A 25915-nucleotide genomic window follows, 5' to 3' on the forward strand; every position below is an offset into this window, starting at 1 on the left:
TCCGCGGGGATCACGATCTCGTCAATGGTGACCATACTGTTGCGATAACGAGACCGTGCGGGCTTCCGGTAAAGGGAGGGACAGTCACGTTTCACGTTTTGCGCGGTGCCTCGCGACGGTCGTTGCCGAACCACCGGTGCGGCAAATGTGAAACTGCGGGCGGGTCGCCGGGAAGATGGTAGGTCTGTTCCATGTCCAAAGTTGCTGCCCCCGCGGCACAGCCGCGCGCCGGTGCCGCCGGCCCGGTGACCGGACGGGCGACCGGCCCGTCGACCCGCCGCCCGTACGACAGGTGGAAGCGGCTGCTCGACGTGCTCGGCGCGCTGGTCGTGCTGACCCTCGGCGCGCCCCTGCTGGCCCTGGTGGCCCTGCTGGTGCTCGTCACCCACGGGCGGCCGGTGCTGTTCCGGCACACCCGGCCCGGCCTGCACGGCGAACTGTTCGAGGTGGTCAAGTTCCGCACCATGCGCCACCCCGACCCGCAGCGCGGGCTGGTGACCGACGCGCAACGGCTCACCCGGTTCGGCAGGTGGCTGCGGGCGAGCAGCCTCGACGAGCTGCCCGAGTTCTGGAACGTGCTGCGCGGCGAGATGAGCGTGGTCGGCCCCCGCCCGCACCTGGTGCGGTACCTGGCCCTCTACAGCCCCGAGCAGGCCCGCCGGCACGACGTGCGGCCGGGCATCACCGGGCTCGCCCAGGTACGCGGACGCAACGCCCTGAGCTGGGAGGCCAAGTTCGCCTCCGACGTCGAGTACGTCGACAGGCGCTCGTTCCTGCTGGATCTGAAGATCGTGCTGACCACCGTCCGGGTGGTGCTCACCCGGGAGGGCATCTCGGCCCCCGGCGCGGCCACCTGGCACGAGTTCACCGGCAACGCCCCGTCCCCTGCCGACGACCGGCCCGCCGCGCCGCCGTCCGGTGTCGACGGGTCCGCCACGCCGTCGTCGGGTGCCGCCGTACCGTCGTCGGGAGTTGACCGGGCGTGCGGGTCGTCGGCCGACGACCGGGACGTCGTGCAGCGCCGATGAGCCGGGTGCTGCTGCTGGGCGCGGGCGGATTCCTCGGCCGGCACATCCATGCCGTGCTGGCCGCACACGGCACCGTCCGGGCCCCCTCCCGCGCCCGGTGCGACCCGGCCCGGATGGAGCTGCCCGAGCTGACCGCGCTGGTCGCCCGGGAAGGCCCCGACGTGGTGGTGAGCGCCGCCGGTCGCATCGTCGGCTCCGGACCCGACTTCGTCCGGGCACACGTCGTGGCGACCGCGCAACTCATCGAGGCGGTGGCCGTCGCCGCGCCCGCCGCCCGGCTGGTCCGGATCGGCTCAGCGGCGGAGTACGGCGTCGTGCCGCACGGCCTCGCCGTCGCGGAGGACCATCCGGCCGCACCGGTCAGCGAGTACGGGCTCAGCCATCTGGCGGCGACCCGGCTGGCCGAACTGGCGGGTGACGCCGGCCGGCTCGACACGGTCGTGCTGCGGGTCTTCAACCCGGTCGGGCCGGGGATGCCGGCCGGCAACATGCTGGCCCGGGCGACCGCGCTGGTCCGTACGGCGATGGCCGACGGCGCGGACGGCATCGCCCTGGGCCTGCACGACACCTACCGGGACCTGGTCGACGTGCGGGACGTGGCGGCGGCGGTGCTGGCCGCGACGCGGTGCGGCCCCGTCGGCGGGCACCGGATCGTCAACGTGGGCAGCGGGCGGGCGACGGCCACCCGCGACGTCGTCCGGCTGTTGGCCGACGTGGCCGGGTTCACCGGTCAGATCCGCCCCGGTGGCTTCCCGCCGGACGCCACCCGCTCCGCCGCGGTGCCCTGGATGTGCGCCGACGTCGACCGCGCCCGCCGGGTGCTCGGCTGGGCCCCGGCGTACGACCTGGCCGCATCGCTGCGCGCCCTGTGGCGGGCCGACGGCGAACCGTCGGACCGACCGGTGGCCGGTGTGGCGGCGGGGTGAGGCGGATGCGGATCGGTCTGCTCACCCAGTGGTTCGACCCGGAGCCCGGCCCGGCGGCCCTGCCCGGGATGCTCGCCCGTGCCCTCGCCGAACGGGGGCACGAGGTCCGGGTGCTCACCGGGTTCCCGAACTACCCGACGGGCCGGCTGGCCCCCGGCTACCGGCTGGCCCGCCGCCGCGACGAGGTCGACGGCGCGACCCGGATCCGCCGGGTGGCCCTCTATCCCAGCCACGACCGTTCCGCGCTGCGCCGGGTGGCGAACTACGGCTCCTTCGCGGTCTCCGCGCTGGTCTCCGGCACCCCGGCGCTGCGTGGCCTGGACGCCCTCTGGGTCGGCAACTCGCCGATCAGCGTCGCCCTGCCGATGTGGTTCACCCGCCACGTGCACCGGGTGCCGGTGCTGCTGCACGTGCTGGACCTGTGGCCGGACAGCGTGGTCGCGAGCGGGTTCCTCGGCACCGGCCGGGCGTCGCGGGCCGTCGAGCGGGGGATGGCCGCCTGGTGCGGGGCGATGTACCGCAGCGCCTCCCGGGTCGCCCACGTCGCACCCGGCGCCGCCGACCTGCTCGCCGACCGGGGCGTGCCCCGGGACAAGCTGGTGCACATCCCGGTGTGGGCGGACGAGACGGTGGGCGTCCGCGCCACCGACCTGCGCGCCGAACTCGGGCTCCGTCCCGACCAGGTGGTGCTGGTGTACGCGGGCGCGCTCGGCGAGGCGCAGGGGCTCGACTCGCTGGTCGACGCCTGCGCCCGTACCGACGATCCCCGGCTGGTCTGCCTGATCGCCGGTTCCGGCACCACCGGGGAGCGGCTCCGTCGGCGGGCCACGGCGGTGGGCGCGTCCAACGTCCGGTTCCTCGGGCAGTTGCCCCGGGAGCGGATGCCCGCGCTGATGGCCACCGGGGACGTGCACTACGTGAGCCTGCGCCCCGGCGGCATGTCCGCGTACACGATGCCGAGCAAGGTGCAGGCGACCCTCGCCGCCGGGCGGGCGCTGCTGGTCGCCGCGGAGGGCGACGCCGCCGCGGTGGCCCGGGACAGCGGCGCGGGGATCACCGCCCGGCCCGGTGACCCCGGCTCGATCGCGGACGCCCTGCGTGAGGTCTGCGACCTGGGCCGGGAGAAGCTGGAACTGCTCGGGCAGGCCGGTCGGGCGCACTACGACCGGATGTTCTCCGTCGCCGTGGGTGCCGACCGGGTCGAGCGGACCCTGCACGAGATGGTGGCGGAGCCGGGGTTCAGGGCCAGTCGTCGCCGGCGGCGAGCCGACGGGTGAGCAGGTCGGCCAGCGGGATCGACTCACCGTCGCGTCCGCCGCGCCCGACGACCAGGGGTGGCCGGGCCGGCGGCACGTCCACGCCGAGCAGCCGGGCGCGTACGCCCGACGGCACGGTGAGCAGGTAGAACCGGCCGTCGACGGTGACCGCCCGCAGGCCGGCCCGGTCGACGTACCAGCCGGTCAGCCTGGTCCGGTACCGGCCCCGCCCGTCGTAGCCCCGGGCCACCAGCCGGGTGGTGCGCAGCCCGCGCCGGGTCGCCTCGGCGGTGAACCGGGCCACCAGTTCCTCGGCCCGCGCGTGCTCGCCGTCGCGCTGGCGGGCGTCGGCCGCCGCGTGCGCCCGGACCGCCCGCTGCCGCCGCTCCCGCCACTGCGGGCCGCCGTCACCATCCATGCCGCGACGGTACGCCCACCGCCGGCGACCTGGCGACGCCCCGTCACCGGCTGCACCCGGCCCCGGTGCACGGTCCGCCGCCCGTCGAACCGGTCCGGCGAGCGCGCACCCGCCCGGCCCGACCGCGACGCGGTGACCGGCGGGTGCCGCCCCGCCCGGTCGATGCGGGGCGGGGCGGGGCGGTGCCGGCCGGGTCAGGCCAGGCCGGCCCGGCGCAGCGCCTCGGCCATCGCGTCGTTGGCGGGTGCCGGCGCGGAACCGCCCCGGCCCTGCCGTTGCTGCGGCCCGCCCCGGGTACCGCCCCGCTGCTCCCGCTGGCCGCCGGTCCCGCCCGCGCCGCCGGACCTCCCCGCGCTTCCGGACCCGCCCGCGCCACCGCGCCGGCCACCCGGGGTCTCGCCGCGCCCGCCCTGGGGGGTGCCGCGCTCGCGCCGCTGCCCGTCGGTGGCCGGCCGGCCACCGCCCGCCGGCACCTCGTCGTCCAGCCGCAGGGTCAACGAGATCCGCTTGCGCGGCACGTCCACGTCGAGCACCTTGACCCGGACCACGTCGCCGGACTTCACCACGTCGCGCGGATCCTTGACGAAGGTGTGCGACATCGCCGACACGTGCACCAGGCCGTCCTGGTGCACGCCCACGTCGACGAACGCGCCGAACGCGGCCACGTTGGTGACCACCCCCTCCAGCAGCATCCCCGGGGTCAGGTCGCCGATCTTCTCCACCCCCTCGACGAAGGTGGCGGTGCGGAACTCCGGTCGCGGGTCCCGGCCGGGCTTCTCCAACTCGGCGATGATGTCGGTGACGGTGGGCAGGCCGAAGGTGTCGTCGACGAAGTCGGTGGCCCGCAGCCCGCGCAGGATCGCCGACCGCCCGATCAGCGAGCGCAGGTCCTGCCCGGTGCCGGCCAGGATGCGCCGCACCACCGGGTACGCCTCCGGGTGCACGCTGGACGAGTCGAGCGGGTCGTCGCCGCCGGGGATACGCAGGAAGCCGGCGCACTGCTCGAACGCCTTCGGGCCGAGCCGGGCCACCTTCTTCAGCTCGGCGCGGGTGCGGAACGGGCCGTTGGCGTCCCGGTGCAGCACGATGTTCTCGGCGAGCCCCGCGCCGATGCCGGAGACCCGGGTCAGCAGGGGTGCGGAGGCGGTGTTGACGTCCACCCCGACGCCGTTGACGCAGTCTTCCACCACGGCGTCCAGCGAGCGGGACAGCTTCACCTCGGACAGGTCGTGCTGGTACTGGCCGACGCCGATCGAGCGCGGGTCGATCTTGACCAGCTCCGCGAGGGGGTCCTGGAGCCGCCGGGCGATGGAGACCGCCCCGCGCAGCGACACGTCCAGCGTGGGCAGCTCCTGCGAGGCGTACGCGGAGGCGGAGTAGACCGACGCGCCGGCCTCGGAGACCATCACCTTGGTCAGACCGAGCTGCGGATACCGCTTGATCAGGTCGGCGGCGAGCTTGTCGGTCTCCCGGCTGGCGGTGCCGTTGCCGATCGCGACCAGCTCCACCCGGTGCGCCCCGGCCAGCTTCGCCAGCGTCTCGATCGAGGCGTCCCACTGCCGGCGCGGCTCGTGCGGGTAGATCGTGTCGGTGGCGACCACCTTGCCGGTGGCGTCGACCACCGCCACCTTCACCCCGGTCCGCAGGCCCGGGTCGAGACCCATGGTCGCCCGGCTGCCGGCCGGCGCGGCGAGCAGCAGGTCGCGCAGGTTGGTGGCGAAGACCCGGACCGCCTCCTCCTCGGCCGCCTGCCACAACCGCATCCGCAGGTCGGCCCCGAGGTGGATCAGGATCCGGGTACGCCAGGCCCAGCGCACCGTGTCGGCCAGCCATCGGTCGGCGGGCCGGCCCGCGTCGCTGATGCCGAACCGGCCGGCGATGGCCGCCTCGTAGCGGGTCGGGCCGGTGGGCGGGGCGTCCGGGTCCTCCTCGACGTCGGGGGCCATGGTGAGGTCGAGCACGCCCTCCTTCTCGCCCCGGAACATCGCCAGGATGCGGTGCGAGGGCAGCTTCGGGTACGGCTCGGCGAAGTCGAAGTAGTCGGCGAACTTCGCGCCGGCGTCCTGCTGCCCGTCGCGTACCCGGGCGACCAGCCGGCCCCGCGACCACATCTGCTCGCGCAGGGCGCCGATCAGGTCGGCGTCCTCGGCGAACCGCTCGATCAGGATGGCCCGCGCGCCCTCTAGCGCGGCGGCGACGTCGGCCACCCCGCGGTCGGCGTCGACGAACCCGGCGGCCGTCTCCTTCGGGTCCCGGGTCGGGTCGCCGAGCAGCGTCTCGGCCAGCGGCTCCAGCCCGGCCTCCCGGGCGATCTGCGCCCGGGTCCGCCGCTTGGGCTTGTAGGGCAGGTAGATGTCCTCCAGCCGCGACTTCGAGTCGGCCGCCATGATCTGCGCTTCCAGCGCCTCGTCCAGCTTGCCCTGGCTGCGGATCGACTCCAGCACCGCGGCCCGCCGCTCGTCCAGCTCCCGCAGGTAGCGCAGCCGCTCCTCCAGGGTGCGTAGCTGGGCGTCGTCGAGCAGGCCGGTGGCCTCCTTGCGGTAACGGGCGATGAACGGCACGGTCGCGCCGCCGTCGAGCAGCTCCACGGCCGCGCGCACCTGGCGCTCGGCGACGCCGAGCTCGTCGGCGATCCGCTGATGGACTGACTGGGTCACGATGTTGATCCGCCTTCGTTTCGGGTTCCCTGCTGCATTCTGCCGCCCACCCCCGACGCCCCGCGCCACCCCCGCCGGTGACCCGGTGCGGGACGCGGCAGCCGGGCGGCCGGCTGCGCTAGCGTGGCGATCATGGAGCAACCTGCGGACCCGCGTGCCCGTCGCCTCTTCGGCGGCAGCGCCCGAGCCCTCGGCGACCTGGCCGCGAGCCCGTTCCGGGCCGACCGGGACCGGATCGTCGCCTCACCGTTCTTCGCCCGGCTCGGCGGCGTGACCCAGGTGATCAGCCCGGTCGGCTCCGGCCTGCTGGTGCACAACCGGCTCACCCACAGTCTCAAGGTCGCCCAGGTGGCCCGCGCGATCGCCGAACGGCTGACCGCCGACCCGACGCACCGGGACCTGCTGGACAAGTTGGGCGGCTGCGACCCGGACGTGGTGGAGGCCGCCGCCCTCGCCCACGACCTCGGCCACCCACCGTTCGGGCACCTGGGGGAACGGGTGCTCGACCGGCTGGCCCGGCAGCGGCTCGGGCTGGCCGACGGCTTCGAGGGCAACGCCCAGTCGTACCGGATCGTCACCAGCACCGAGATCCGGGGGGCCGCCACCACGGGCCTCGATCTGACCGCCGCCGTCCGGGCGGCGATGCTGAAGTACCCGTGGACCCGGCTGGACCACCCCGACCCGCACCCCCGGCACCTGCGTCCCGCCCCCCGGGGTGCCGCCGCCCCACCCGACGACCCGGACAGCGGCTCGCTGAAGTTCGGCGCGTACGGCACGGAACTCGCCGACCTGCGGCAGGCCCGCGCGCCGTTCGCCGGGCGGATCGCGCAGTGGCAGCAGACCGTCGAGGCGTCGGTGATGGACACCGCCGACGACATCGCGTACGCCATCCACGACGTGGAGGACTTCTACCGGGTGGGGGTGCTCCAGCAGGGCACCGTCGCCGCCGAGCTGATGGCCTGGCAGCGCGAGGGCGGGCACCTGCGGGCGGTCACCGACGCCGCGTTGACCGGCGCGGCCCGCCGCCCCGGTTCGGCGATCGAGGCGCTGCGCCGGCAACTGCACCGCAAGGACGCCTGGGTCGCCGACGACGAGGCGTTCGCCGCCGCCGTCGAGCACGTCCGCGAGGAACTGGTGGACGGGCTGCTGGCGCTGCCCTTCGACGGCTCGATCGAGGCGGAGCAGTACGTGGCCCGCTTCTCGGCCCGGTGGACCACCCGGCTGGTCGACGCGATCACGGTGACCGCCGCCCCGGACGTGCGCTCCGGTCACGTGCTGCTGGCCCGCGCCCAGTGGCACGAGGTGCAGGTGCTCAAGTTCGTCCACCACCGCTTCGTGCTGGCCCGCCCCGACCTGGCCCTGCACCAGCGGGGCCAGGCCCGGCTGCTGGGCACCCTGGTCGAGTCGCTGTGGGAGTGGCTGCTCGACCCCGAGGAGGAGTCCCGGCTGCCCCGCCGCCTGCCCGACCTGGTGGAGCTGGCCGAGGCGGAGCTGCACCCGCGTACCCCGGACCGGATCTCCCGGGCCCGGGGCCGGGCCATCGTCGACTTCGTCGCCCAGCTCACCGACGGGCAGGCGGCGGCGATGCTGGACGTGTTGTCGGGCCGCTCCGGCGCGCTGTGGACCGACGCCTTCGTGCTATGAGCGCCGGCCCGGCGTTCTGCGGCGAACGGCGCGGCGGGCCGTCACTCTGCGGCGAACGGCGCGCCGGGCCCGTGGTCAGGCGACCGTCTGCCACCAGCCGTCGACCGGCGACGGGTCGTCGGCCACCACCCGCTCGCCGGGGCGGGGCACCGCCAGCCGCACGCCCCGCGCCTTGGCCTCGGCCCAGAGCCGGTCCACCGGCTCGGACCAGTCGTGCAGGGCCAGGTTGAAGGTGGCCCAGTGCACCGGGACGAGCAGGTCACCGCGCAGGTCGAGGTGGGCGGCGACGGCCTCCTCCGGGAACATGTGGATGCCGGGCCAGGCCCGGTCGTACGCGCCGATCTGCATCAGCGTCAGGTCGAACGGCCCGTGCTCCGCGCCGATCTCGGCGTACCCGTCGAAGTAGCCCGAGTCGCCGGTGTAGAAGACCTTCCGGTGCGCCCCGGCGACCACCCACGAACTCCACAGCGTGCCGTCGCGGCGCAGCCCCCGGCCGGAGAAGTGCTGGGCGGCGGTCGCGGTGATCTCCAGGCCGCCGACCCGGTGCCCCTGCGACCAGTCCAGCTCGACGATCCGGTCGTCGGGCACCCCCCACCGGTCGAGGTGCGCGCCGACGCCCAGCGGCACCAGGAACGACGCCGACTGCCGGCGGACCAGCTCCCGGACGGTGGCCATGTCCAGGTGGTCGTAGTGGTCGTGGGAGATCAGGATCGCGTCGACGGTGGGCAGCTCGTCGAGGCGTACCGGGGGCTCGTGCAGCCGCCGGGGTCCCACCGCGGCCGACGGCGAGCACCTGTCGCTCCACACCGGGTCGACCAGCACCCGCTGCCCCTCGATCTCGATCAGCGTCGAGGCGTGGCCGTACCAGACGACGTTCAGCTCCCGGTCGACGTCGGTGGTCGGGGCGGGGGCCGGACGCAGCAGCGGGACCGGGGCGGTCGGGCGGCGGCGCTGCTGGCCGAAGAGCAGCTCCCGCAGCAGGTTGCGGCCGGAATCGCCGCCGGGCATGGTGCGGGTGGGCACCCGGTTGTGGAAGGTGCCGTCGCGGAACTGCGGGGACCGGGCCGCCCGTTGCGCCCGCGCGCCGGTCAGCCGGCCGCCCAGCGCCGCCGGCACGTCCCGCGCCGTCCACGCCAGGCCGGCGACCGCCGCCAGCCCGGCCAGTTGCCACAGCCGCCCGCCGAGCGTCCGCTCGACCGCACGTTCCGCTGGTTCCCGCATGTGTCGTCCCCCTCGCCGGTGTCCCGCGGTACACGGTAGTCACCGTCCGCCGCTGCCGCCCACGCCGACCCTCGGTACCCCTCCACTGCGCCGGTCGGCCGACGCGGAGACCGTGACCAGCGGGGTGACGAGTTCCGGGCTCACCGCCGCCGACGTACCGCCCCACCCACCGCGAGAGCCGTCCCGGCGGCGACCGCCAGCCCGGTCGCCACGGCGGTCGCGCCGGCCGGCGTGCCGGCCCGGCGCAGCAGGGCGGACAGCTCCGGCAGCCAGCCGCCGCGCACCGCCGCCCCGGCCGGGTCCGGGGTGAACACGACGCCGTCGTGCGGGGCGACCGGCTGACCGGTCAGCCCGCCGCGACGCATCAGCGGCCGACGAGCGCGTCGTAGACGCCCGGCACGATGGTGAAGCCGCCCCGCATGAGCAGGTTGACCCGGCCCACCGAGACCTCCCGGCGGGGCCGGTCGGCGCAGCGGGCGATGGCCCGCGCCACCCGCTGCGGGGTGGTGACCGGCAGCGGGGGCCGGCCGGCCCGCCCCAGGTAGTTCGCCGCCCGCTGGTAGACCGGGGTGTCCACACTGCCCGGGGTGACCAGGCAGACGTGCACCCCGGGCAGCTCCCGGGCCTCCTGCTGCACGGTGCGGACCAGCCCTTGCAGGCCCCACTTGCTGGTCACGTAGCCGCTCATGTAGGGGGCGGTGACGTGCCCGAGGACCGAGCCGGTGAGGATCAGGGTGCCCTTGCCGGCCGCCCGGAAGCGGCGCAGCGCCACCCGGAGGACGCCGGCCGCGCCGAGCAGGTCGGTGCGGACCACCCGGTCGAAGACCGCCGCCGGGAGGTCCTCGAACCGGCCGTACGCCATCACGGCCGCCGTGTGCACCCACACGTCGATGCGTCCGAACTCGGTCACCGCCGTGTCGGCGAGCGTGTCGAGCGCGTCGGGGTCGGTGACGTCGGTGGGCACCGTACGGACCCGCCCCGCGCCGGCGTCGTGGCACTCCCGGCGTACCTCGGCCAGGCTTTCGGGGGAGCGGGCGGCGAGGACCAGGCGGTCCCCGCGCCCGGCGAACTCCAGGGCCGCCGCGCGGCCGATGCCGCTGGTGGCCCCGGTGACCACCACCACCCGGCTCACGGCGCGAGCACGACCTTGACGCAGCCGTCCTCCTTCTTCTGGAACATCTCGTACGCCTTCGGCGCGTCCACCAGCGGCAGCCGGTGGGTCCGCAGGTCCTCCACGCCCAGCGGGTCGTCGTCGCCGGACAGCAGCGGCAGGATCTCGTCGGTCCACCGGCGTACGTGGCACTGGCCCATCCGCAACTGGATGCCCCGGTCGAACATCTCCATCAGCGGCATCGGGTCGACCTCGCCGCCGTACACCCCGGAGATCGAGACGGTCCCGCCGCGCCGGACGGCCTTGAGGGCGGCCTTGAGCACGGTCAACCGGTCCACGGCGACCTTGTCGATCATGGTCTGGGCGAGCTTGTCCGGCAGCAGACCGGCCGCGCTCTGGGCGAGCTTGCCGCTGGTCGAGCCGTGCGCCTCCATGCCGACCGCGTCGATCACCGCGTCCGGGCCGCGTCCGTCGACCAGGTCGATCAGCGCGCCGGGCACGTCGTCGAGCTGGCTGACGTCGAGCGTCTCGATGCCGTGCCGGCGGGCCATCTCCAGCCGCTCCGGCACCAGGTCCAACCCGATCACCCGGCCCGCGCCGAGGTGCCTGCCGATCCGGGCGCAGAACTGCCCGACCGGACCGAGCCCGAACACGGCCAGGGTGCCGCCGGGCGGGGTGTCGGCGTACTTCACCGCCTGCCAGGCGGTGGGCAGGATGTCGCTGAGGTACAGGTAGCGCTCGTCGGGCCCGGTCTGCGGGATGGTGATCGGGCCGAACTGGGCCTGCGGGACCCGCAGGTACTCGGCCTGCCCGCCGGGTACCGATCCGTAGAGGGAGGTGTAGCCGAACAGCGACGCGCCCTTGCCCTCGGCGGTCACCTGGGTCGTCTCGCACTGGGCGTAGAGCTGCCGCTCGCACATCCAGCAGTGCCCACAGGAGATGTTGAACGGGACGACCACCCGGTCGCCGGGCTTGAGCCGGGTCACCCCGGAGCCGACCTCCTCGACGATGCCCATCGGTTCGTGCCCGAGGATGTCACCGGGCTTCAGGTACGGCCCGAGCACCTCGTACAGGTGCAGGTCGGAGCCGCAGATCGCGGTCGAGGTGATCCGGACGATCGCGTCGGTCGGTTCCTCGATCCGGGGGTCCGGCACGTCGTCCACCCGGACGTCGTGCCGGCCGTGCCAGGTCAGTGCCTTCATGCCGGAAATCCCCTCTCGGTGCCGTCGACGGGTCTGCTACCCCGAGGGAGGCGCTTGAACCAGCGACCCCGGTCCCACCTGTACGGCCTGGCGTCCCGCCCGGGAACGGCGCGACCGCCGCACCCCGGGCGGGGCGCGGCGGTCGCGGTTGGGGCGCGGGGCTCAGGAACCGGGGGTGTCGCCGCGCTTGGCGGTCGCGGTGAGGTAGTCCCGGTTGAGCCGGCCGATGGTGTTCAGCGGGATGCCCTTGGGGCAGACCGCCGTGCACTCGCCGGCGTTGGTGCAGCCGCCGAAGCCGGCCTCGTCGTGCGCGTCGACCATGCCGATCACCCGGGTGTAGCGCTCCGGCTGGCCCTGCGGCAGCAGCGAGAGCTGAGTGACCTTGGCGGCGGTGAAGAGCATGCCGGAGCCGTTGGGGCAGGCGGCCACGCAGGCGCCGCAGCCGATGCAGGCGGCGGATTCGAAGGCGGCGTCGGCGTTGGCCTTGGCCACCGGTGCGGCGTGCGCCTCGGGGGCGCTGCCGGTCGGGGCGGTGACGTACCCACCGGCCGCGATGATCTTGTCAAAGGCGCTCCGGTTGACCACCAGGTCCTTGATCACCGGGAAGGCGCGGGCCCGCCACGGCTCGATGTCGATCGTCTCGCCGTCTGTGAACTGCCGCATGTGCAGCTGGCAGGCGGTGGTGCCGCGCTGCGGGCCGTGCGCGTCCCCGTTGATCATCAGACCGCACATGCCGCAGATGCCCTCGCGGCAGTCGTGGTCGAACGCGACCGGCTCCTCCCCGGCCAGGATCAGCCGTTCGTTGAGCACGTCGAGCATCTCCAGGAACGACATGTCGGGGGAGACGTCGTCGACCGGGTAGGTCACCATCCGCCCCTTGTCCTGGGGGCCGGACTGACGCCAGATGCGCAGGGTCAGGTTCACTTGTAGCTCCGCTGCGTGGGGTGGACGTACTCGAACTTCAGGTCTTCCTTGTGCAGCACGGCCGGCTCACCGGTGGCGGTGAACTCCCAGGCCGCCACGTAGGCGAACCGGTCGTCGTCGCGCTGCGCCTCACCGTCGGGGGTCTGGTGCTCGGCCCGGAAGTGGCCGCCGCAGGACTCCTCGCGGTGCAGGGCGTCGATGCACATCAGCTCGGCCAGCTCGAAGAAGTCGGCCACCCGGCCGGCCTTCTCCAGCGACTGGTTGAGCCCCTCGCCGTCGCCCGGCACCCGGACCCGCTGCCAGAACTGCTCGCGCAGCGCCCGGATCTCGTCGATGGCCTTGCGCAGCCCGGCCTCGGAGCGCTCCATCCCGCAGTGCTCCCACATGATCTGGCCCAGCTCCCGGTGGAACGAGTCCACCGTCCGGTCGCCGTTCACGGCCAGCAGCCGGGCGATCCGGTCCTCGACGTCGCGCCGGGCCTGCACCGCCGCCGGGTGGCTGGCGTCGACCTTGTCCAGCGGCCCGGAGGCCAGGTAGTGGGCGATGGTGGTGGGCAGCACGAAGTACCCGTCGGCCAGGCCCTGCATCAGGGCCGACGCGCCGAGCCGGTTCGCGCCGTGGTCGGAGAAGTTCGCCTCACCGATGACGAACAGGCCGGGGATGGTCGACTGGAGGTCGTAGTCGACCCACAGCCCGCCCATCGTGTAGTGCACGGCCGGGTAGATCCGCATCGGCACCTGGTACGGGTCCTCGCCGGTGATCCGCTCGTACATCTCGAACAGGTTGCCGTACTTGGCCTCGATGGCCTTGCGGCCGAGCCGGTCGATCGCGTCGGCGAAGTCGAGGTAGACCCCGAGCTTGGTCGGCCCGACACCCCGGCCCTCGTCGCAGACGTTCTTGGCGGCCCGGGAGGCGATGTCGCGGGGGACCAGGTTGCCGAACGACGGGTAGATCCGCTCCAGGTAGTAGTCCCGCTCGTCCTCCGGGATCTGCCGGGGGTCGCGGTCGTCGCCCTTGGCCTTGGGCACCCAGACCCGGCCGTCGTTGCGCAGCGACTCGCTCATCAGGGTCAGCTTGGACTGGTGGTCGCCGGAGACCGGGATGCAGGTCGGGTGGATCTGGGTGTAGCAGGGGTTGGCGAAGTACGCGCCCTTGCGGTGCGCCCGCCAGGAGGCGGTGACGTTGCAGCCCTTGGCGTTGGTGGAGAGGTAGAAGACGTTGCCGTAGCCGCCGGAGGCGAGCACCACCGCGTCGGCCATCTCGGTGCTGATCTCACCGGTGACCATGTCGCGGACCACGATGCCCCGGGCCCGGCCGTCCACGACGACCAGTTCCAGCATTTCGTGCCGGGTGTGCATCTCCACGTTGCCCAGGCCGATCTGCCGCTCCAGCGCCTGGTACGCGCCGAGCAGCAGCTGCTGGCCGGTCTGGCCCCGGGCGTAGAAGGTGCGCTGCACCTGCGCGCCGCCGAAGGAACGGGTGTCCAGCAGCCCGCCGTACTCGCGGGCGAACGGGACGCCCTGGGCGACGCACTGGTCGATGATGTTGACCGACACCTCGGCGAGCCGGTGCACGTTCGACTCGCGGGAGCGGAAGTCGCCGCCCTTGACGGTGTCGTAGAACAGCCGGTGCACCGAGTCGCCGTCGTTGCGGTAGTTCTTGGCGGCGTTGATGCCGCCCTGCGCGGCGATCGAGTGCGCCCGGCGTGGGCTGTCCTGGTAGCAGTAGCTGCGCACCCGGTAGCCCTGCTCGGCGAGGGTGGCGGCGGCGGAGCCGCCGGCCAGGCCGGTGCCCACCACGATCACCGTCAGCTTGCGCCGGTTCGCCGGGTTGACCAGTTTGGCCTCGAAGCGGCGGGTCTCCCAGCGCTTCTCGACCGGGCCGTCGGGAGCCTTCGTGTCGGCGATCGGCTCGCCCTCGGTGAAGAGTTCCATGTCAGGACACCAATCCGGTGAGTACGGCGAACGGGACCACCAGGTAGCCGGCGCAGAGCACCACGGCGAAGACCAGCGCGGCGGTACGGGCCCGCCGTTCACCCCGGGGGGTCTGCTGACCGAGGCTGCGCAGCGCGGAGAACACCCCGTGCCGCAGGTGGAAGCCGACGGTGACGATCGCCAGGGTGTAGAACAGCGTCACGTACCAGCGTTCCGGGGCGAAGTCGGCGACCACGTTGCCGTACGGGTTGCTGGCGTCGCCGACCGGGTTGAGGGTGCCGGTGGTCAGGTCCAGGATGTGGTAGATCACGAAGAGCAGGATGATCACTCCGCCCCAGCGCATGGTGCGCGCGGCGTAGCTGCCCCGGACCTTCTTGCGGTGGGCGTAGCGCACCGGGCGGGCGGCGCGGGCCCGCACGGCCAGCAGGGTCGCCGCCCAGATGTGCCCGAGCACGGCCACCACCAGCGCGGTGCGCAGGATCCACAGGAACCACACGCCGGGCAGCAGTGGCTTGCCGATGTCGCGCAGCCAGTGGGCGTAGTGGTCGAACGAGGTCTCGCCGGTGAATACCTTGAGGTTGCCGAGCATGTGGGCGACGAGGAACAGCACGAGCATGATGCCCGTCACCGCCATGACGGCCTTCAGGCCGACGTTGGAGCGGATGGGCGACCGAGTTTTCGTGATTACCACCTGACCGACGCTAGGAGCCCCGCAATCAGTCGTCCAATGCATCGAACTCGCAGTCTCGATAGCCGTAAGCTATGAAGATGCAGCTCCATCAGCTGAGGTACTTCGTTGCGGTCGCTGAAGTACGACATTTCACCCAAGCCGCCGACATCGTCGGCATAACCCAGCCGTCGTTGAGTAAGCAAGTTCACGCTCTGGAGACCACCCTCGGCGCCCCCCTGTTCGAGCGGGTACGCGGCAACATCGCCCTCACCGCCGCCGGCGAGGTGCTGCTGCCGCTGGCCAAACGCATCCTCGCCGACGTCGACACCGCCACCCGGGAGGTGCAGGAACTGGTCGGGCTGCGCCGGGGCCGGGTCCGGCTCGGCGCGACCCCCAGCCTGGCCACCTCGCTCGCCCCGCCGGTGCTACGCCGGTTCCGCGACGCCCACCCCGCCGTCGACCTGCGGGTCGAGGAGGGCGGCTCGCAGGACCTGGTCCGCGACCTGCTGCGCGGCGACCTCGACCTGGCCCTGATCATCATGCCGGCCCAGGGGGCCGATCCCGGCCTGCGGGTGGACCCGATCCTGCGGGAGAGCCTGGTGGTCGCCTCGGTGGAACCGCTACCCGCCGCGCTGGTCAGCGGCGAGTTGCGGATCACCGACCTGCGCGGCCAGCCGCTGGTGATGTTCCGCGAGGGCTACGACCTGCGCGACGCCACCATCCAGGCGTGCCGGGAGGCCGGCTTCGAGCCCACCTTCTCGGTCGACGGCGGTGAGATGGACGCCGTGCTCAGCTTCGTCGAGGCCGGCCTGGGCATCGCCCTGGTGCCGGGCATCGTGGTCAGTCGCCGCCCCGGCGTCCGGGTCACCCGGCTCGCCCCGCCCGGGGTGAGCCGGACCATCGCGGTCGCCCGTCGCCGCGACGTGGTACCCACCCACGCCGGGCGGGAACTGCGCCGCATTCTCCTCGACTACGTGCACGCGGCCACCAGCACCAGCGACCTGCCGCCGGGCGTGGAACCGCTGCCCTGATCAGCGCCCCTCGGCGTCGTCCATCGCCCGGTAGATGCGCTGCTCGGAGACCGGATAGGGGGTGCCGAGAGCCTGCGCGAAGACGTTCACCCGCAACTCCTCGATCATCCAGCGGATCTGCCGTACCGGCTCCGAGGCGCGGCGGGCCGGGGGCAGCGCGGCCACCATGTCCCGGTATTCCTGCTGCACGGTGGCGATCCGGTCCTGCTGCTGTTTGTCCCGCTGCGGGTTGGCGGTCAACCGGTCGAGGCGGCGCTCCATCGCGGTCAGGTAGCGCAGCAGGTCGGGCAGCCGGGCGTACCCGGTCTCGGTGACGAAACCGTCGTGCACCAGGCCGGTGAGCTGCTGGCGCAGGTCGGCCAGGGCGGCCACCACCGCCAGGTTGCGGGTCGCGCCGAGCCGCTGCTCCACCGCGTACGCGGCGGCGAGCACCTGACGGACCCGGCCCATCACCTCCACCACCGTGTCGACCAGGTCGGCGCGGACCCGGTCGCGCAGCGCGGCGAAGCCGTCGGCGTCCCAGGCCGGCCCACCCGCATCGGCGATCAGCTTGTCGATGGCGGCCCCGGCGGCGTCGGCGATGAGCTGCTGCACCCCGCCGTGCGGGTTGCGGCTCAACGCCAGCTTCGCCTCGTTGCTCAGCCGCCCCTGGAGGAACTGCGCCGGTGACGGCACGGTCAGCCGCAACAGCCGCCTGGTGCCCGCCCAGTGCGCGGCGGACTGCTCGGCCTCGGAGTCGAAGACCTTCACCCCGACCGTGGCGCCCTCGTCGACAAGCGCCGGGTAGGCGGTCACCGCGTAACCGGCCCGGACCTGCTCGATGGTGCGCGGCAGGGTGCCGATCGTCCACCCGGTCAGCCCGGTCCGGGCCACCTCCGGCGCGGCGGCGGCCACCACCTGGCGTACCTCCTGGCGGAGCTGGCGTTGCAGGGCCGGCAGGTCCTTGCCCTCGGCGACCGGCTGGTCGGCGTCGCCGATCACCCGGAACGTCACCCGCAGGTGCGGCGGCAGCTTCGCCGGCTCCCACGCCTCCCGGGGCACGGTCACCCCGGTCATCCGGCGTAGCTGCCGACTCAGCGCGTCCAGCAGCGGCTCCTCGCCCGGGGTGATCGCGGCCAACGCCGCACGCGCGTGGTCCGGCACCGGGACGAAGTTGCGCCGGACCGCCTTGGGCAGCGACCGGATGAGCGCGATCACCAGTTCCTCGCGCAACCCCGGCACCTGCCAGTCGAAACTCTCCGCCGGCACCTGGTTGAGCAGCGGCAGCGGGATGTCGACGGTGACGCCGTCGGTGGGCGCGGTCGGGTCGAAGGTGTACGTCAGCGGCAGGGTCACCCCGTCGGCCCGCCACTCGTCCGGGAAGTCGGCCTCGTCGACCCCGCCGCGCCCGGCGTTGACCAGCACCTCCCGGGTGAGGGTGAGCAGGTCGGGCTGCTCGTGGCGGGCCTTCTTCCACCAGGCGTCGAAGTGTCGTCCGGAGACCACGTCGGCCGGGATCCGCTGGTCGTAGAAGGCGAAGATGCTCTCGTCGTCGACCAGGATGTCCCGGCGGCGGGCCCGGTTCTCCAGCTCCTCGACCTCGGCGCGGAGCTTCTCGTTGTCCCGCCAGAACTGGTGGTGGGTCTGCCAGTCGCCCTCCACCAGGGCGTGCCTGATGAACAGCTCCCGGCTCAGCGCCGGGTCGATCCGACCGAAGTTGACCTTGCGGGAGGTGACCAGCGGGACGCCGTACAGGGTGACCTTCTCGTAGGCCATCACGGCGGCCTGCTTCTTCTCCCAGTGCGGCTCGCTGTAGCTGCGTTTGACCAGGTGCTGGGCCAGCGGCTCGACCCACTCCGGCTCCACCCGCCCGGCGACCCGCCCCCACAGCCGGGAGGTCTCCACCAGCTCGGCGGCCATCACCCAGCGCGGTGGCTTCCTGAACAGCGCCGAACCGGGGAAGACCGCGAACTTCGCCCCCCGGGCGCCCAGGTACTCGTGCTTCTGGGCGTCCTTGAGCCCGATGTGCGACAGCAGGCCGGGCAGCAGCGACTGGTGCACCTTCGGGGTGTCGATCTCCTCCGGCAGGTCGGCGGCGACCCCGCGCCGGCCCCCGTCGGCCGGGGGCTGCGCCGCGCCCCGCCGGCCCCGCCGCCCGTCACCCTGCTCCGGGGTACGCAGCACCTGCCGCAACTGGGCGACGATGTCCTGCCACTCGCGGACCCGCAGGTAGTTGAGGTACTCCGCCCGGCACATCCGGCGGAACGCGCTGGAGGACAGCTCCCGCTGCTGCTCGCGCAGGTAGCGCCACAGGTTGAGCAGCGACACGAAGTCGGACTCCCGGTCGGTGAACCGGGCGTGCGCCTGGTCGGCCTGGGCCTGCTTGTCCGCCGGCCGCTCCCGGGGGTCCTGGATCGACAGCGCGGCGGCGATCACCAGCACCTCGGTGGCGCAGCCGTTGCGTTCGCCCTCGATCACCATCCGGGCCAGCCGGGGGTCGACCGGGAGCTGGGCCAGCCGCCGGCCCAACGGGGTGAGCCGTTTGGCCGGGTCGGCCTCGGTCGGGTCCAGCGCACCCAGCTCGTGCAGCAGGTTCACCCCGTCGGTGACGTTGCGCCGGTCCGGCGGGTCGATGAACGGGAACGCGGCCAGGTCACCGAGGCCGATGGCGGTCATCTGGAGGATGACCGAGGCGAGGTTGGTGCGCAGGATCTCCGGGTCGGTGAACTCCGGCCGGGAGGCGAAGTCCTGTTCGTCGTAGAGCCGGATGCAGATGCCGTCCGAGGTCCGGCCGCAGCGGCCCTTGCGCTGGTTGGCCGACGCCTGGGAGACCGGCTCGATGGGCAGCCGCTGCACCTTGAGCCGGCTGGAGTAGCGGGAGATCCGGGCCGAACCCGGGTCCACCACGTACTTGATGCCGGGCACGGTCAGCGAGGTCTCCGCGACGTTCGTGGCGAGCACCACCCGGCGTCCGGCGTGCGGGGCGAAGACCCGGTGCTGCTCGGCGGCCGACAGCCTGGCGTACAGCGGCAGGATCTCGGTGCCGAGCAGCGCGCGTTTCGACTGGGTCAGCTTGCCCAGCGCCTCGGCGGTGTCCCGGATCTCCCGCTCACCGCTGAGGAAGACCAGGATGTCGCCAGGCCCCTCGGCGGCCAGCTCCTGCACCGCGTCGCCGATCGCCTGGATCTGGTCGCGGACGTTCTCCTCGTCGTCGCCCCCGTCCTCGTCGCCCTCGGCCACCTCGACCAGCGGCCGGTAGCGCACCTCCACCGGGTACGTCCGCCCGGACACCTCGACGACCGGCGCGGGCTTGCCGTCGGCGTCGGCGAAGTGCTCGGCGAACCGGGCGGTCTCGATGGTCGCCGAGGTGATGACCACCTTGAGGTCGGGACGGCGGGGGAGCAGCTGGCGCAGGTAGCCCAGGATGAAGTCGATGTTGAGGCTGCGTTCGTGCGCCTCGTCGATGATCAGGGTGTCGTACTGGCGCAGCATCCGGTCGGTCTGCAACTCGGCCAGCAGGATGCCGTCGGTCATCAGCTTGACCAGGCTGCGGTCGCTCACCTGGTCGGTGAAGCGGACCTTGTAGCCGACCACATCGCCCAGTTCGGTGCCGAGTTCCTCGGCGATCCGGTCGGCGACCGTCCGGGCGGCCAGCCGGCGGGGCTGGGTGTGCCCGATCAGCCCGGTGATCCCCCGCCCCAGCTCCAGGCAGATCTTGGGTAGCTGGGTGGTCTTACCGGAGCCGGTCTCACCGGCCACGATCACCACCTGGTGGTCGCGGATGGCGGCGGCGATGTCGTCGCGCCGCTCGCTGACCGGCAACTGCGCGGGGTACGTGATCGTCGGCACGGCGGCCCGCCGGGTGGCCAGCCGGCCCTCCGCCCGGGACACCTCCCCGGCGATCTCGGCCAGCGCCTCGTCGCGCCGCTGCGGGTCGCGCAGCTTGCGCACCCCGTCCAGCCGCCGCTGGAGGCGACGCTGGTCGCGGAACATCAGCGCAGTGAGCCGGCGGTGCAGCTCACGGGCGGACACGGTGGCGGCGGGCGCGGCGGGGCCGGCGGCGGTTGGATTCTGCATGTCGTCGCCAAGGATAGGCAGCCGACCACCGGACCGCCCCCGGGTTACGCCCCGGAGTCCCACGGCCGCTGGTGGGTCGGCTACCCCCGGCTGTCCCGGCGCAGGTCACGGGCCGGGTGGGGGCGGGCGCGCGGTGCGGTGCGCGACCGGTCACGTCCCCCGGTGCGCTGCCCGGGAAACGGGCCGCCGCCGGGCTACGCTGATCGCCGACGACGCGACCACGGGGGCTGCCGGATGACGACGACGATGCTGGACACCGACCGCGCGCTGGTCCAGGCCGCCACGGCGGTCGCCAAGCTGCGCTGCCGCAGCGAGAACCACACGGTCGCGGCGGCGGCCCGGACCACCGACGGCCGGGTCTTCACCGGGGTGAACCTGTTCCACTTCACCGGCGGCCCCTGCGCGGAGCTGGTGGCCATCGGCGCCGCCGCCACCCAGGGCGTGGGGGAACTGGAGACCATCGTCGCGGTGGGTGACCGGGGACGCGGCGTGATCCCGCCGTGCGGGCGGTGCCGGCAGGTGCTGCTCGACTACCACCCGGGCATCCAGGTCATCGTCGGACCGCTGGACGCCCTGCGCAAGGTGCCGGTGGCCGACCTGCTGCCGGACACCTACATCTGGGCCGAGCAGCGGCTCGACGCCTCCGCCATCGTCCGGACCGGGCAGTGGCCGATGCCGACGGTCCCGGCGAGCCGCCCCGCCTCGGAGGACTGAGCCCCCGTCGTGACGACCGGCCCGGCCGGGTGCGGTCAGCCGTCCTCTGCCGCCACGTCCAGGGCGAGGGCGCGGGTGCGGTCCATCAGCTCCGCCGCCTCGGCCGCGTCCCGGCCGATGCAGACCGCGCCGAACTTGCCGTGGTCGGGCAGAGCGCTGAGCATGTGCAGCACCGTGCCGGTGCGCCGGGTGTGGTCGTAGCGCAGCGGTGACCGCTCGACGGCGTCGATCAGCCGGGCCGGGGCCAGCCCCACCAACGACGGGTCGGTGATCGAGTCGGACGCCTGATAGACCCGCTCCGCGCGGCCGTCGGGGGTGTCGGTGAACAGCCTGCCGTCGGCGTCCGGCACGGTGTCGAGCAGGTGGCTGGCCATCACGAAACCGTGCTTGGTGCCCGTCGCGCGCAGGTTCAGCTCGCAGCCGAGCACCCGCACCGTCGCGCCCCGACGGGCGGCGAGGAAGTCGACGCCGTAGTCGCCAGTGGTGACGCCCTGCGCCACGAGGTACCGGCCGACGCGCAGGCCGTACTCCACCACCGTGTCGCGGTAGGCGGCGTCGGCCGGGAACGAACTGCCGACGTAGGTCAGCCCCACCCCACCGAGCACCTGGTCGTGGGTGGAGACGCACTCGACGTCGCCGGTCGGGGTCACCCGGCCTTGGAAGCTGGGGCTGCGCAGCTCGTCGGCCTCGACGAACTCCTCGGCGACGATGCCGGCGTGGGGGATCAGGTCGGCGAACTCCGCCCAGCCCAGCCTGCCGTCGACGAGGCGGCTGCCGGGCAGCCGCTTGGCCACGGCGGCGACCACCTCGGCCCGGTCGGTGCCGGTGACGTCGGTCAGGTCGACGGTGGCGTTGCCCATCCCCGCGCCGTACGCGGTGCTGCTCAGCTTCAGCACCAGCCGGCGTCGCCCGGCCAGCACGAGGTCGGCGACCGCCTCGGCGAGCGTGTCGACGTCGTGGCACTCGGGGGTGCCCGCCGGCACCTCGATGCCGAGCGCCCGGAACATCTCCCGGCCGGCGCTCTTGGTGCCGAGCGGGATGTACCCGGCGTCGGCCTGGTCCCCGGGGACGCCGAGGGCGGCGGCGTAGTCCTGTAGGGGGCGGGACGGCTCGAAGTAGCTCAGCGCGACCTCGTCACCCGCCTGCCGGGCGGCGGCGACGAAGTCGGCCACCCGCTCGCGCAGCCGGGTGGCCGCCGGGTTGGTCGGGTCGAGCAGCTTGTCGCTCAGCCAGCGGGGCGAGGAGTCGTCGAGGCTGCCGACCACCACCCGGTCCCGGCGGGGATCCCGCCCGTCGACCGGCTCCTGCGGCAGCAGCCCGAGGAAGTAGTCCACCTGGCGGTCGGCGTCGATCATGCGGGGGGCGGTGACGTAGAGCAGCGAACCGCCGCCACGGCAGACCACCGCGACGATCGCCGCCCCGACCGGCCGTTCGGGAAACAACGTCGATCCGCTCAACCGTTCCAACAGTTCGGGGCTGCATTCCCGGCTCTGCACGGAAACGACGGCACGACGGATGCCGGTGACGGCCATCGCGATCATTCTCCTCGGCGACGGAGGTCGACGGGCGGTCGTGCCACCGGAGGTGACATGACCGCCCGTCCGACGGACGGTGGGCCCGACCCTAACACCGCGATCGACGCCCCGAGGTGACCCGCGTCCGCCCGCGATTCCCCCGCCGTCAGGGGTGGGTCAGCGCTTTCACCACCGCGAATGCACCGTCCTGTTTGAGTACGGTGCGGTGGTACAGCTCGGTGTAGAAGGCGCAGAACAGCCGGTACACGTTGGTGATGTGTTCCACCACCCGACGCCGGTCGTCGTCGGTGTGCACGAACGTCATGAGCACGTCCCACACGAAATCGGTGTGGTCGTCCTCCAGGTCGTGGTTGACGTGCGCCTGCTGACCCTTGGCCATGCCCGCGCCGAGCACCTGCTCGACGTTCTCGATCCAGTCCGGTTGGGTCATCAGCGAAACGTTCTCGATGAAGTACGAACTGGACAGCGAGGCCAGCGGCCGGCCCTCGTGTTCGAGGCCGTAGTAGAAGTAGCCCTGGAGCAGTTTGGTGGAGAACATCGGCTCGGTCGAGTAGATCTCCTCCCGGCTCACCCCGACCCGTTCCAGGTCCTTGGCGAACATCGAGTCGTGCAGCATCTCGTCCTCGGTGTACGCACACCACTTCTTGGCCAGCACCGGGTTGTGCTTGGTGAAGTAGTGGATCGTCAGCGCGTCGATCCACCGCTTCATCCGCAGCCGGAGGATGATCTCGATGACGTGCCGCTGGTAGTAGGCCATGTTGATGTCCCTGGCCCGGAAGAGGTGGTCCGCGCCCTCGACCTCGCGGTAGAACTGCTGCACCATCTGTCGCAGCAGTTCGTCGACCTCCTGCTTGAACTCGGCGTGCTCGTTCTTCGTCATGCGCTTGCCGGCCCCTGTCGTCAGTCGGATGCCGCGGCCGGAATCGCGTACTGCCGGCTGCGGCGGGAGATGGCGGTCTTGTCGGGAAGGTGGCGGTCGAGCATTTCCAGGCCGCGGGCGACGCGGCGGACCCGTTCGACGGTCCGTGCCTCACTCGGCGGGTCGTACGGATGTTCCTGCACGCTCGCGCCCATCTTGAGCATCACCGGTGCGGCGATCTGGACGATCTCGGCCAGTTCGTAGAACCGGATGAAGCCGCCCTTGGTGCGGTAGACGTCGGTGGGCACGTCCATCGGCAGTTCGGGGTTGAGCCGCCGGATCTCCTGGATCATCGGCAGGCCCAGGTCGTGCGCCAGGGTGATGCTGTCGGCACCGTTCTCGGCGAAGATCCGCGCCAGGAACGGGTTCGTCGGCATGCAGTGGCTGGAGGTCTTGAAGACCAGGTCGGCCGGGAGCAGCCCGTCCGACCGCAACTCCGCGAGCACCCGCAACACGCCGATGTCGTAGACGGTGATGCCCCGGCAGCCGAGCGCCGCGAGCCGTAGCGCCTCGGCGACGCAGGCACGGATGCCGTCGCTGTTGTTGATCTGCCGCCCCATCTCCAGGCCGAAGCCGGTGCGGTAGAAGGCGCTCTTCGTGTCGTACTCGGGGCGCGGGCCCAGGCTGACCACGATGCCGTGGTCGTTCTCCCGGCACAGGGCGAACATGTCGGTCAGTTCGGCGTCCGAGAGCAGAAACGACCCCAGCGTCTCGTTGAACCGGGTGACCCGGACCCCGTGCTCGTTGAGCAGTTTGACCATGATTTCGAGGTCGCGCATCGAGTTCACCGCCGGGATCTCGACGCCGAACTGCCCGCCCCCGTCGAACTCGCCGGCCGAGCGGTGGAATTCGACGGTGTCGGTGAACGGGTAGCCCTTTCCGGCCAGCCAGTCCCGTGCCGCACTGCCGGACATGGTTACGTCGTTCACGCGATCTCCTGTCGGGGTGCCGGATCGGGGGTGATGCCCAGTGCCGCGGCCAGTGCCGCGCGGGCGGCCGGTGTCGGGGCGTGCACCAGGCACAGCACCCGGTCGAACTCTCCGACCTCGGCGGCGAAGAATGCGTCGACGCGCCGGTTTCCGGAGCGTGGCTGGTACCGCCAGAAGTCACTGCCGACGCTGCCGCCGCCGTGCACGACCACCCCGGTACGGGGATCGAACCGGCATTCCGGTGACAGTCGGGCGGCCAGTCGGGCGGCCAGCCGGCGTACCTCGTCGGGGTCGGAGCCGTCGAGGGACGGATAGCAGCGGATGTCGTCGTGCACGGTGAACCGGTGCATCACCGCGTACGCCTTCGGCGTGTAGGTCTTCATCGCCACCAGTTCCGGAAAGTCGCCGAGCCGGCGGGTGATTTCGCGGAACAGTCGGGAGACCAGACCGAAGGCGACGGTTCCCCCGTGGTGGTCCTCGGCGACCAGCAGGGTTTCGATGTAGGTGAAGGGCTGGTCGTCGGGGTCGCGTTCGGTGGCGGCGATGAGCCCGACGCACCCGTGGGCCGTCTCGGCGGCGACGAGGTGGTGGCTCTCCCGCAGGATGTGCTGTTTGGTGGCCAGGTAGTCGGCGACCTGGTGGCGGGGCATCGACCGGGCCAGGTCGGTGCGTATTCGGTGGACGAAATCAGGGGGGATCGATTCTGCCCCGGCGAAGTAGCGGAACCGGACGTGACTCATCGGAAATTCCACCTCCGATCGACCAGGTGCTTTTCTGCGCCATTACGCATCGAGGTAGACCAACGTTATTTCCGCAACACTCTACGTTCGGGGCCGGCGCTCAAGGTGATCGGAGCGGTATTTGGGAAAGTCTGCAACGACAGACAGATCGGACGGCGGCGGTGCCGTCCGATCTGTCTCAGAAAACTATGCAGGTCAATGCATAAACGAATGTTCCGGGAGTGTGGTCAGGCGGCGGTGGACCAGATGGCGCGGAAGGCGGCCGCCTCGCCGGCGAGCCACTGCTCGACCTGTGCCGGCTTGACATGCTCGGGCGTCCGGTGTGCCACCCCGCGCCGCACGTCCACCAGGACCGGCTCGGCGTGCGGCAGCACCGCGTCCATGTGTCGGGCCATCAGGTGCAGGGTGGCCAGGGCCGCCTCCTCGCTCGGCGGGGTTTCGTCGAAGTGCAGCCGCACCGCTTCGGCGTGGCCGTCGGCGTACCGGACGCCGAAGTGGGGATTGATCTTGACGGGCAGGTCGCCGAGCATCGCGAGGGCGTCGCGGGTCTGCGCCAGGTCGACGCCGGCCGGCTCGCCGAGCGACGCCAGCCACGCCGTCGCGCCGGGCGTCAGCGCCTGGTAGAGCGGACGCCAGCGCGGCTTGACCAGATCGGCCACCCCGGCCAGGTGGGTGCCGCCGGTGTGGAAGGCGATGTCGGCCTTGAGTGCCTTGACGAACTGGCCGTGCGGGTTGAAGCCGTGCCGGCTGGCCCGCTGCTTGCGCAGCCCGCCGACGAAGCTTGCCTTGGTGGGCCCGGTGCGGTCGACGTACCGGGTGAAACCGAGGAGGGTGGCGTACGGCGTGAGGGGGGCGTTGACGGGCGCGGTCACGAGCGTCCTCCCAGCTCAGGAACTCGATTAGTACATACATTCTAATCGACGGGGGTGACATCTCCCAGGGGTGGAAGCCGTCGATCCTCCATGTTCCGGCGCACTGGCCAACGTCGGCCGGACCGGAC

21 protein-coding genes are annotated in these 25915 nt (G+C 72.7%); 6 read left to right on the forward strand and 15 right to left on the reverse strand.

Annotation, left to right across the window (positions count from 1 at the left end):
- Nucleotides 1-191 precede the first annotated feature (191 nt).
- Genes JQN84_RS26180 through JQN84_RS26190 form a run of 3 tightly spaced genes read left to right on the forward strand, consistent with a single transcriptional unit; the run spans nucleotide 192 to nucleotide 3231 of the window.
- Nucleotides 192-1028, forward strand: coding sequence for a sugar transferase (locus JQN84_RS26180; RefSeq protein WP_204961231.1), 837 nt, complete (start codon nucleotides 192-194; stop codon nucleotides 1026-1028).
- The gene (locus JQN84_RS26185) at nucleotides 1025-1954 is read left to right on the forward strand and encodes an NAD-dependent epimerase/dehydratase family protein (RefSeq protein WP_204961232.1); all 930 of its coding nucleotides are present in this window, start codon (nucleotides 1025-1027) and stop codon (nucleotides 1952-1954) included. Before JQN84_RS26180 ends, JQN84_RS26185 begins: the two co-directional genes overlap by 4 nt.
- A gap of 5 nt (nucleotides 1955-1959) precedes the next feature.
- Nucleotides 1960-3231, forward strand: coding sequence for a glycosyltransferase family 4 protein (locus tag JQN84_RS26190; protein WP_204961233.1), 1272 nt, complete (start codon nucleotides 1960-1962; stop codon nucleotides 3229-3231).
- Here the strand turns inward: JQN84_RS26190 and JQN84_RS26195 are convergent.
- Together JQN84_RS26195 and JQN84_RS26200 are read right to left on the reverse strand one after the other, a co-directional pair.
- A complete protein-coding gene (locus JQN84_RS26195) occupies nucleotides 3194-3628 on the reverse strand; it encodes a hypothetical protein (RefSeq protein ID WP_204961234.1) in 435 nt (144 codons plus the stop codon). The two genes, JQN84_RS26190 and JQN84_RS26195, sit on opposite strands and share 38 nt — an antisense overlap.
- Nucleotides 3629-3822: 194 nt before the next feature.
- Entirely contained in the window at nucleotides 3823-6285 is a 2463-nt protein-coding gene (locus JQN84_RS26200; protein ID WP_307821437.1) for a Tex family protein, read from the reverse strand.
- A gap of 132 nt (nucleotides 6286-6417) precedes the next feature.
- Between JQN84_RS26200 and JQN84_RS26205 the strand changes: the two genes are divergently transcribed.
- On the forward strand, nucleotides 6418-7929 hold the full coding sequence (locus JQN84_RS26205; RefSeq protein ID WP_204961235.1) for a deoxyguanosinetriphosphate triphosphohydrolase family protein: 1512 nt from the start codon (nucleotides 6418-6420) through the stop codon (nucleotides 7927-7929).
- Between the two features lie 75 nt (nucleotides 7930-8004).
- On the opposite strand, the gene JQN84_RS26210 is transcribed toward JQN84_RS26205, so the two are convergent.
- The 7 genes from JQN84_RS26210 to JQN84_RS26235 all read right to left on the reverse strand — a co-directional run bounded on the left by JQN84_RS26210 (nucleotide 8005) and on the right by JQN84_RS26235 (nucleotide 15006).
- Nucleotides 8005-9150, reverse strand: coding sequence for an MBL fold metallo-hydrolase (locus JQN84_RS26210; protein WP_204961236.1), 1146 nt, complete (start codon nucleotides 9148-9150; stop codon nucleotides 8005-8007).
- A 140-nt stretch (nucleotides 9151-9290) separates the two neighbouring features.
- The gene (locus JQN84_RS31695) at nucleotides 9291-9515 is read right to left on the reverse strand and encodes a hypothetical protein (protein WP_239486212.1); all 225 of its coding nucleotides are present in this window, start codon (nucleotides 9513-9515) and stop codon (nucleotides 9291-9293) included.
- Nucleotides 9515-10282: an SDR family NAD(P)-dependent oxidoreductase gene (locus JQN84_RS26215; RefSeq protein ID WP_307821439.1), complete on the reverse strand. Its 768-nt coding sequence runs from the start codon at nucleotides 10280-10282 to the stop codon at nucleotides 9515-9517. Before JQN84_RS26215 ends, JQN84_RS31695 begins: the two co-directional genes overlap by 1 nt.
- Nucleotides 10279-11463, reverse strand: a complete 1185-nt coding sequence (locus JQN84_RS26220) for a zinc-dependent alcohol dehydrogenase (RefSeq protein ID WP_204961237.1) — start codon at nucleotides 11461-11463, stop codon at nucleotides 10279-10281. Before JQN84_RS26220 ends, JQN84_RS26215 begins: the two co-directional genes overlap by 4 nt.
- Nucleotides 11464-11625: 162 nt before the next feature.
- Complete coding sequence (locus tag JQN84_RS26225) at nucleotides 11626-12387, reverse strand: succinate dehydrogenase/fumarate reductase iron-sulfur subunit (protein WP_204961238.1); 762 nt, start codon at nucleotides 12385-12387, stop codon at nucleotides 11626-11628.
- Nucleotides 12384-14321 (reverse strand): fumarate reductase/succinate dehydrogenase flavoprotein subunit, encoded by a 1938-nt coding sequence (locus tag JQN84_RS26230; RefSeq protein ID WP_204961239.1) that lies wholly within the window; start codon nucleotides 14319-14321, stop codon nucleotides 12384-12386. The genes JQN84_RS26225 and JQN84_RS26230 overlap by 4 nt, the downstream gene beginning before the upstream one ends.
- A gap of 1 nt (nucleotide 14322) precedes the next feature.
- Nucleotides 14323-15006 (reverse strand): succinate dehydrogenase cytochrome b subunit, encoded by a 684-nt coding sequence (locus tag JQN84_RS26235; RefSeq protein ID WP_307821453.1) that lies wholly within the window; start codon nucleotides 15004-15006, stop codon nucleotides 14323-14325.
- A gap of 77 nt (nucleotides 15007-15083) precedes the next feature.
- On the opposite strand from JQN84_RS26235, the gene JQN84_RS26240 reads away from it, so the two are divergent.
- A complete protein-coding gene (locus JQN84_RS26240) occupies nucleotides 15084-16022 on the forward strand; it encodes a LysR family transcriptional regulator (protein WP_204961241.1) in 939 nt (312 codons plus the stop codon).
- Here JQN84_RS26240 and hrpA read toward each other — a convergent pair whose 3' ends face one another.
- The gene (gene hrpA, locus JQN84_RS26245) at nucleotides 16023-20078 is read right to left on the reverse strand and encodes an ATP-dependent RNA helicase HrpA (RefSeq protein WP_204961242.1); all 4056 of its coding nucleotides are present in this window, start codon (nucleotides 20076-20078) and stop codon (nucleotides 16023-16025) included.
- Between the two features lie 234 nt (nucleotides 20079-20312).
- Between hrpA and JQN84_RS26250 the strand changes: the two genes are divergently transcribed.
- The gene (locus tag JQN84_RS26250; RefSeq protein WP_204927927.1) at nucleotides 20313-20792 is read left to right on the forward strand and encodes a cytidine deaminase family protein; all 480 of its coding nucleotides are present in this window, start codon (nucleotides 20313-20315) and stop codon (nucleotides 20790-20792) included.
- Nucleotides 20793-20827: 35 nt separating this feature from the next.
- On the opposite strand, the gene JQN84_RS26255 is transcribed toward JQN84_RS26250, so the two are convergent.
- The 5 genes from JQN84_RS26255 to JQN84_RS26275 all read right to left on the reverse strand — a co-directional run bounded on the left by JQN84_RS26255 (nucleotide 20828) and on the right by JQN84_RS26275 (nucleotide 25787).
- Nucleotides 20828-22324 (reverse strand): peptide ligase PGM1-related protein, encoded by a 1497-nt coding sequence (locus JQN84_RS26255; RefSeq protein ID WP_204961243.1) that lies wholly within the window; start codon nucleotides 22322-22324, stop codon nucleotides 20828-20830.
- 148 nt (nucleotides 22325-22472) lie between these two features.
- Complete coding sequence (locus JQN84_RS26260; RefSeq protein ID WP_204961244.1) at nucleotides 22473-23207, reverse strand: iron-containing redox enzyme family protein; 735 nt, start codon at nucleotides 23205-23207, stop codon at nucleotides 22473-22475.
- Between the two features lie 20 nt (nucleotides 23208-23227).
- Nucleotides 23228-24175: a U32 family peptidase gene (locus JQN84_RS26265; RefSeq protein WP_204961245.1), complete on the reverse strand. Its 948-nt coding sequence runs from the start codon at nucleotides 24173-24175 to the stop codon at nucleotides 23228-23230.
- Nucleotides 24172-24915 carry a GNAT family N-acetyltransferase gene (locus JQN84_RS26270; RefSeq protein ID WP_204961246.1) on the reverse strand — a complete coding sequence of 248 codons (744 nt, stop codon included), beginning with the start codon at nucleotides 24913-24915 and terminating at the stop codon, nucleotides 24172-24174. Before JQN84_RS26270 ends, JQN84_RS26265 begins: the two co-directional genes overlap by 4 nt.
- Nucleotides 24916-25142: 227 nt before the next feature.
- The gene (locus JQN84_RS26275; RefSeq protein ID WP_204961247.1) at nucleotides 25143-25787 is read right to left on the reverse strand and encodes a hypothetical protein; all 645 of its coding nucleotides are present in this window, start codon (nucleotides 25785-25787) and stop codon (nucleotides 25143-25145) included.
- Nucleotides 25788-25915: the final 128 nt, after the last annotated feature.

This window comes from Micromonospora humidisoli (assembly GCF_016900955.1).
GTDB classification, from domain to species: Bacteria; Actinomycetota; Actinomycetes; order Mycobacteriales; family Micromonosporaceae; genus Micromonospora; species Micromonospora wenchangensis.